The organism is Lysinibacillus sp. BPa_S21 (assembly GCF_023337795.1).
In the GTDB taxonomy this organism is placed as follows: domain Bacteria; phylum Bacillota; class Bacilli; order Bacillales_A; family Planococcaceae; genus Lysinibacillus.
Window position 1 is genome coordinate 1 of the sequence record NZ_JALIRS010000029.1, and the last position, 5,804, is coordinate 5,804.

Annotated in this window: 4 protein-coding genes, 2 tRNA genes and 1 rRNA gene; 4 read left to right on the forward strand and 3 right to left on the reverse strand. The window is 38.8% G+C overall.

Annotated elements, in window-relative coordinates; genetic code table 11:
* Positions 1-242: 242 nt before the first annotated feature.
* From nadA to nadB, 3 genes are read right to left on the reverse strand one after another with little or no spacing between them, the layout of a single operon-like run.
* Positions 243-1,346 (reverse strand): quinolinate synthase NadA, encoded by a 1,104-nt coding sequence (gene nadA / locus MOK21_RS23515; RefSeq protein ID WP_249076378.1) that lies wholly within the window; start codon positions 1,344-1,346, stop codon positions 243-245.
* On the reverse strand, positions 1,333-2,193 hold the full coding sequence (gene nadC / locus MOK21_RS23520; protein WP_249076379.1) for a carboxylating nicotinate-nucleotide diphosphorylase: 861 nt from the start codon (positions 2,191-2,193) through the stop codon (positions 1,333-1,335). The genes nadA and nadC overlap by 14 nt, the downstream gene beginning before the upstream one ends.
* Positions 2,150-3,736, reverse strand: a complete 1,587-nt coding sequence (gene nadB / locus MOK21_RS23525) for an L-aspartate oxidase (protein WP_249076380.1) — start codon at positions 3,734-3,736, stop codon at positions 2,150-2,152. Before nadB ends, nadC begins: the two co-directional genes overlap by 44 nt.
* Positions 3,737-3,828: 92 nt before the next feature.
* On the opposite strand from nadB, the gene MOK21_RS23530 reads away from it, so the two are divergent.
* The 4 genes from MOK21_RS23530 to MOK21_RS23545 all read left to right on the forward strand — a co-directional run bounded on the left by MOK21_RS23530 (position 3,829) and on the right by MOK21_RS23545 (position 5,804).
* On the forward strand, positions 3,829-4,908 hold the full coding sequence (locus MOK21_RS23530; RefSeq protein WP_249076381.1) for a cysteine desulfurase family protein: 1,080 nt from the start codon (positions 3,829-3,831) through the stop codon (positions 4,906-4,908).
* A 615-nt stretch (positions 4,909-5,523) separates the two neighbouring features.
* Positions 5,524-5,639: ribosomal RNA gene (rrf, locus tag MOK21_RS23535) — 5S ribosomal RNA — on the forward strand.
* Between the two features lie 10 nt (positions 5,640-5,649).
* Positions 5,650-5,725: transfer RNA gene (locus tag MOK21_RS23540), tRNA-Val, on the forward strand.
* 3 nt (positions 5,726-5,728) lie between these two features.
* Positions 5,729-5,804: transfer RNA gene (locus MOK21_RS23545), tRNA-Thr, on the forward strand.

A 5,804-nucleotide genomic window follows, 5' to 3' on the forward strand; every position in this document is an offset into this window, starting at 1 on the left:
CCGTTGGTCAAGTGGTTAAGACACCGCCCTTTCACGGCGGTAACACGGGTTCGAATCCCGTACGGGTCATACTAAAAAGCAGTAGATGGTATTACATCTACTGCTTTTTTTGTATAAAAATAGCTTTTAAGATGCTAATCATTTTCTCTATACTAAATTGAACATCACAATATGTTCAAATAGAAGATTCTAGTACCTATTAAGAATAAAACGTCTACTATTTCTTGTAGACGTTTTATTCTTTAAACTCTTATTAGCATTCTTTCAAGTGAGCAACGTGCCTCTTCCGCAGTGTGAGCATCTACTTGAATACGATTATGTGGCTGCCCCTTGTCTATACGTTCTAAAGACCAAAGTAGATGGGGAAGGTCAATTCGATTCATTGTAAGACATGGACAGAAATTCTCATTTAAAGAGATAATCTGCTTATCAGGGTGCTGCTTGATCATACGATTCACAAGATTCATTTCAGTACCGATTGCCCATGCTGAACCACTCGGTGCCTTATTAATCGTATCGATAATGTATTTTGTAGAACCTGCATCATCTGCAGCGGCAACAACTTCACGATTACATTCAGGATGAACAATGATACGCATATTTGGATGTGCTTTACGTATAATTTCTGTATGTCGAACTGTAAAACCTTCGTGTACAGAGCAGTGTCCCTTCCATAAAATGACTTGAATGTTTTCTGGGTATTGATCTGTCTCAAGCGTATTTGTATGGGGATTCCAAACGGCCATATTTTCAAGCGGTATTCCTAAATCGTAGGCAGTATTTCTACCTAAATGTTGATCTGGTAAAAAGAAAATACGTGACTTTTGCGTAAATGCCCATTTAACCATTTCTTTAGCATTGGACGATGTTACGCAGGCTCCACCATGTCGCCCAGTAAATGCTTTTATGGCAGCAGTAGAATTGACATATGTTAGAGGGATCATAGTATCGCCAAAGAGTTCCTGTAATATCGGCCATGCTCGTTCTGTTTGATAAATATCGGCCATATCTGCCATTGAACAGCCGGCGCGCATATCAGGTAAGTAAACATGCTGCTGTTCAGTTGTAAGCATATCAGCTGTTTCAGCCATAAAATGTACGCCACAAAATACTATATGTTCAGCTTCCTTATTTGCTGCTGATAATTGAGCAAGCTGTAAGGAATCCCCTGTCGCATCTGCAAATTGAATCACTTCATCTTTTTGATAATGATGTCCAGGGATGAAGAGCTTACGACCTAATTTCTTTTTAATTGCTAAAATGCGAGATTCCATGTCATTTTTAGATAATGCACGATAATGCTCTGGTAGTAGTGACGTTTGTTGTAATAAACTAGTGATGGACAATGGAATTAGCTCCTTTCGTTTGTACAAGTGCACTAATATCAAAGGCTTTGACTGAATGTGTTAGCGCTCCAAGTGAAATCCATTGAATACCTGTTTCAGCATAGGCATTTAAATTATGAAGCGAAATGCCGCCTGAAGCTTCTGTAGCAATATGTGGGGGAACCGCTGAAAGCCATTCACGTATTTCTTCAGGGCTACGATTATCGAACATAATGATATCTGCACCGGCTGCAATTGCTTCATCTAGGTGTTTTTTTGTCTCAATTTCAACTTCGATTTTAATGGTGTGACCGATTTTTTCACGGGCTACCTGTACTGCCTTAGTTATACTTCCAGCAAAGGCAATATGATTATCCTTTAGCATTATCGCATCATATAACCCATTGCGATGGTTATAGGCACCTCCGATTCTAACTGCATATTTATCTAACATACGCATTCCAGGCATTGTTTTGCGCGTATCGCATATTTTCGCATTAGTACCGGCTGTTTCTCGCACTGCTAAATTTGTAGCTGTGGCAATAGCAGACATACGCTGAATAAGATTCAAAATTACACGTTCCCCTATTAATAACTTTTGAAGAGGTCCTTGAATAACAGCAAGAACATCACCATCCTGTACTTTATCACCATCCTTTTTATAGAGGATAATATCCATTGATCGATCAAGGAGAAGAAATCCATGTTTTATGATAGGAGCTCCGCAAAAAATGCCGCTTTCTTTCGCATAAAAAGAAAAAGATCCCTGTTGATCTGGAGAAAATATAAATTCACTCGATAAATCTCCATCGCCTATATCCTCATTAAAAAATAGCTTTAGCATTTCCTCGAGTTTGATGACATTCATATAATGAATTCCTCACTTTCATCTGTCCTTGTTGAAAAATGATCCAGCGGTTTACCCACTGATTTTCATTTTGTGGTTTATCTATGCGAATATGTGCTCCGCGTGTTTCTGTTCGTGTAATGGCTGCGTGTGCCATTAATGTAGCGACAGTATGCATCATGTAAAGTTCAAGTTCCTGTTGATTCAAACCATCTAGACGAACATGAAGAAGTTCTTGCATTGAGGGCAATTGTTGTACGAAGTGTTGCATATCGATAGGATTTCGCACAATCCCTAATGCGTGTGAGATCATATGCTGTAATTGTTTTTTGGTAAATAATAATGGCATTGTTTGTTGTTGATGTTTGTCATCAATCAAGAAATTATTTTGTTTACAACCTGTGTGAATAATGTATTGGGCTGTTCTTTGTCCAAACGTAATTCCTTCTAAAAGGGAGTTGCTAGCTAAACGATTGGCACCATGAACCCCTGTACAAGCAACTTCTCCAATTGCATATAGATTAGGGATAGACGTTCTTCCTTTATCATCAGCTACAACACCACCCATTAAGAAATGGCTACCTGGTGCTACAGGAATTAATTGATCTTGTAAATTAACATTATTGTCATAGCAAAGCACAGCAATTGTAGGGAACTTTTTTTCAAAGTGTTCAATATTTGAAATATCAATAAATGTTTCCTGCCCAGCTGCACGTTTATTAAATAATGCATGTGCAGTAACATGGCGCGGTGCTAAGTCCAATTGTTCATGTATGCCTTTCATTATGGGTTGACGCAGTGCATCGACAAACCTTCCACCGGCGCCTCGTACAGCTTCAGAGACTAATCCTTTGGCCTGCCCTCCACACCAAAGTAAGCTCGGATGAAATTGCATAAATTCCATATCACTGATGGCAGCTCCTGCGCGATATGCTAAAGCAATACCATCTCCAGTATTCGTAGCAAAGTTTGACGTAGAAGTATAAATAGCACCAGCACCGCCTGTCGCGAGGATGACATGATGGGCAAGGTATCGCTTCGTTCCATGCGCTCCTTTCGTTAGAACGCCTACACAAGCTCCAGCTTTATTCAATAAAAGCTCGTAAGCCATTTCATAGCAATTCACAACGGTATTCGATGTAAGTTGATTGAGTAAAAAATCTATCATTACTTGGCCAGTACGATCACCACCTGCATGTAAAATACGGTGATAACTATGGGCACCCTCTAAGCCTAGAGCCGGGGCTCCATCAACTTGTCGATCAACTGGAAAGCCCTCATTTAATAAATCACGCATAACTTCTGTGCCGTTTTTTATCAGTATTTCAACATTCCTTTTTTCATGATGATATTCACCAGCAGTCAACGTATCAGCAATGTGAAACTTTGGATGATCTTCTTGACTTGTAACGGTAGCAATACCGCCTTGAGCACGATATGAACTACTCATTTTAACTGAACATTTTGTCACTATCTGAACTTGAAAATGCCCTTCGAGTAGCCGAGCAGTCTGTAGTGCAGCAATGCCGCTACCAATAATAAGTACATCTGTCATTACATCCATACATATACCTTCTTTACAGTTGTCTTGACACATATCTTTACATAAAATAAAAGAGAAAACAAGACCTTGATGAACTAGAAAGGAAGAATAAGATGATTTATCTGGATTACGCTGCAACCTCTCCAATGACTCCCGAAGCTCTCAAAGCATATTGTGAAGTTGCCAATCAGCATTATGGAAATAGTGCAAGCTTACATGATCTAGGAGGACAAGCATATTACTTTGTTGAACAGGCGAGAGCTACTGTAGCAAAATTTCTTGGAGTAAATAGTGATGGTGTAATTTTTACTGGAAGCGGAACTGAGGGCAATTTAATTTCGATTTTGTCATTAGCTTTAGCGTCAAATAAAGGAATGCATATTATTTCATCACAAGCTGAACACACATCTGTACATGCGGCTTTAAATACACTTGAAAAAATGGGTTTTGTGGTCACAAAGTTACCTTTACAGAAAGATGGTTGTATACATGTAGAGCAACTAAAAGAAGCGATAAAGGAAGATACGGCTTTAATCACTATTCAACATGTAAATTCAGAGATAGGCTCTATTCAACCTATTGAAGAAATTGCCGAGATAGCAAAACAATCCAATATTCTCTTGCATGTCGATTGTGTACAGTCTTTTTGTAAACTCCCATTAAAACAGCAAGTAGATGCTATGACTGTTTCGGCTCATAAAATAAGTGGGCCAAAGGGATGTGGAGCTATATATATTAATCCTAAGCTCTGTGTTCCTGCATTAGTATCAGGTGTCACGCATGAACAAGGGCTAAGGGGAGGAACACTAGATACCCCGGCTATTGTTGCTTTTGCTACGGCTGTTGAAAATTATCAATATGAGCGTCAGCATTATGAGGCCTTACGTCGATACTTTAAGTCAAAATTACCTGAAACGTGTCAGATAATTGAGAGTGAGAAGCAATTGCCTAATATTTGTGGGGTATTGATGAAAAGAGTAGAGGGGCAATACGTTTTGTTAAAATTAAATGAGGTGGGGATATGTATTTCTACAGGAAGTGCCTGCGATATTCATAGTGAATCTGGTACGAAGGCTATTTTATCAATGGGTTATTCTACAGAAGCGGCTCGTCAATTTTTTCGGATATCTTTTGGTCCAGCAACAACATTAGAGGAAATTGATCGATTACAAATGGCACTTTCCGCAATTTAACTTCGTTCAGTAGGAGGAACTTAGTTTAAAAACGTGTGTTGTCATTCATGTAGGCTTAAGCACAAAGTTGATTTCGGACTTTCACAGGTTATTTAATGTAGTAAAGGATAAGATAAAAAGTGAAAACTTATGATAAAATAATATTGAAATGATAAATTAACAGGTATGTTCCTAATCTATAAAAGGATTTTTTATACCCATTTTTTGTAGCTGATTGGAGCTAAGAGCTACCCAATACTTCTGTAGCAGAACAAAGATGCCCAAAGAAAAAGTGCTTGGTTTTGATGTCTGAATGTAGGAAGAAGTAGCTTGTAGCGAAAATCAGCGTCTTTTTTTAAAAGTAAAATGGAGTAAAAATAGCTAATCAACCTATTAGATAAATTAATTGTTTTCTTTTAATTAAACAATTGTTATAATAAATAGCAGAGCGATAATCTCTCGTACATAACAAAAATATCTCCAAAAAGTAATAATTTCTTTTTTTTTATAAAAAAGTGTTGCACAATGTGAGGAAACGTTATACAATAATTCTTGTCTTGAAGGACAGGTAATAAAAACTTCAAAACGAAATACATAAGGTTTTCAAATACGAAGTATATCGAAAACTGTTAATATTCTAGTGATGATGGCAAAGAGGTCACACCCGTTCCCATACCGAACACGGAAGTTAAGCTCTTTAGCGCCGATGGTAGTTGGGGGCTTCCCCCTGTGAGAGTAGGACGTCGCTAGGCATACTACCCAGGAGGATTAGCTCAGCTGGGAGAGCACCTGCCTTACAAGCAGGGGGTCGGCGGTTCGAGCCCGTCATCCTCCACCATTTGCCGGTGTAGCTCAGTTGGTAGAGCAACTGACTTGTAATCAGTAGGTCGTGGGTTCGACTCCTATCGCCGGCACCA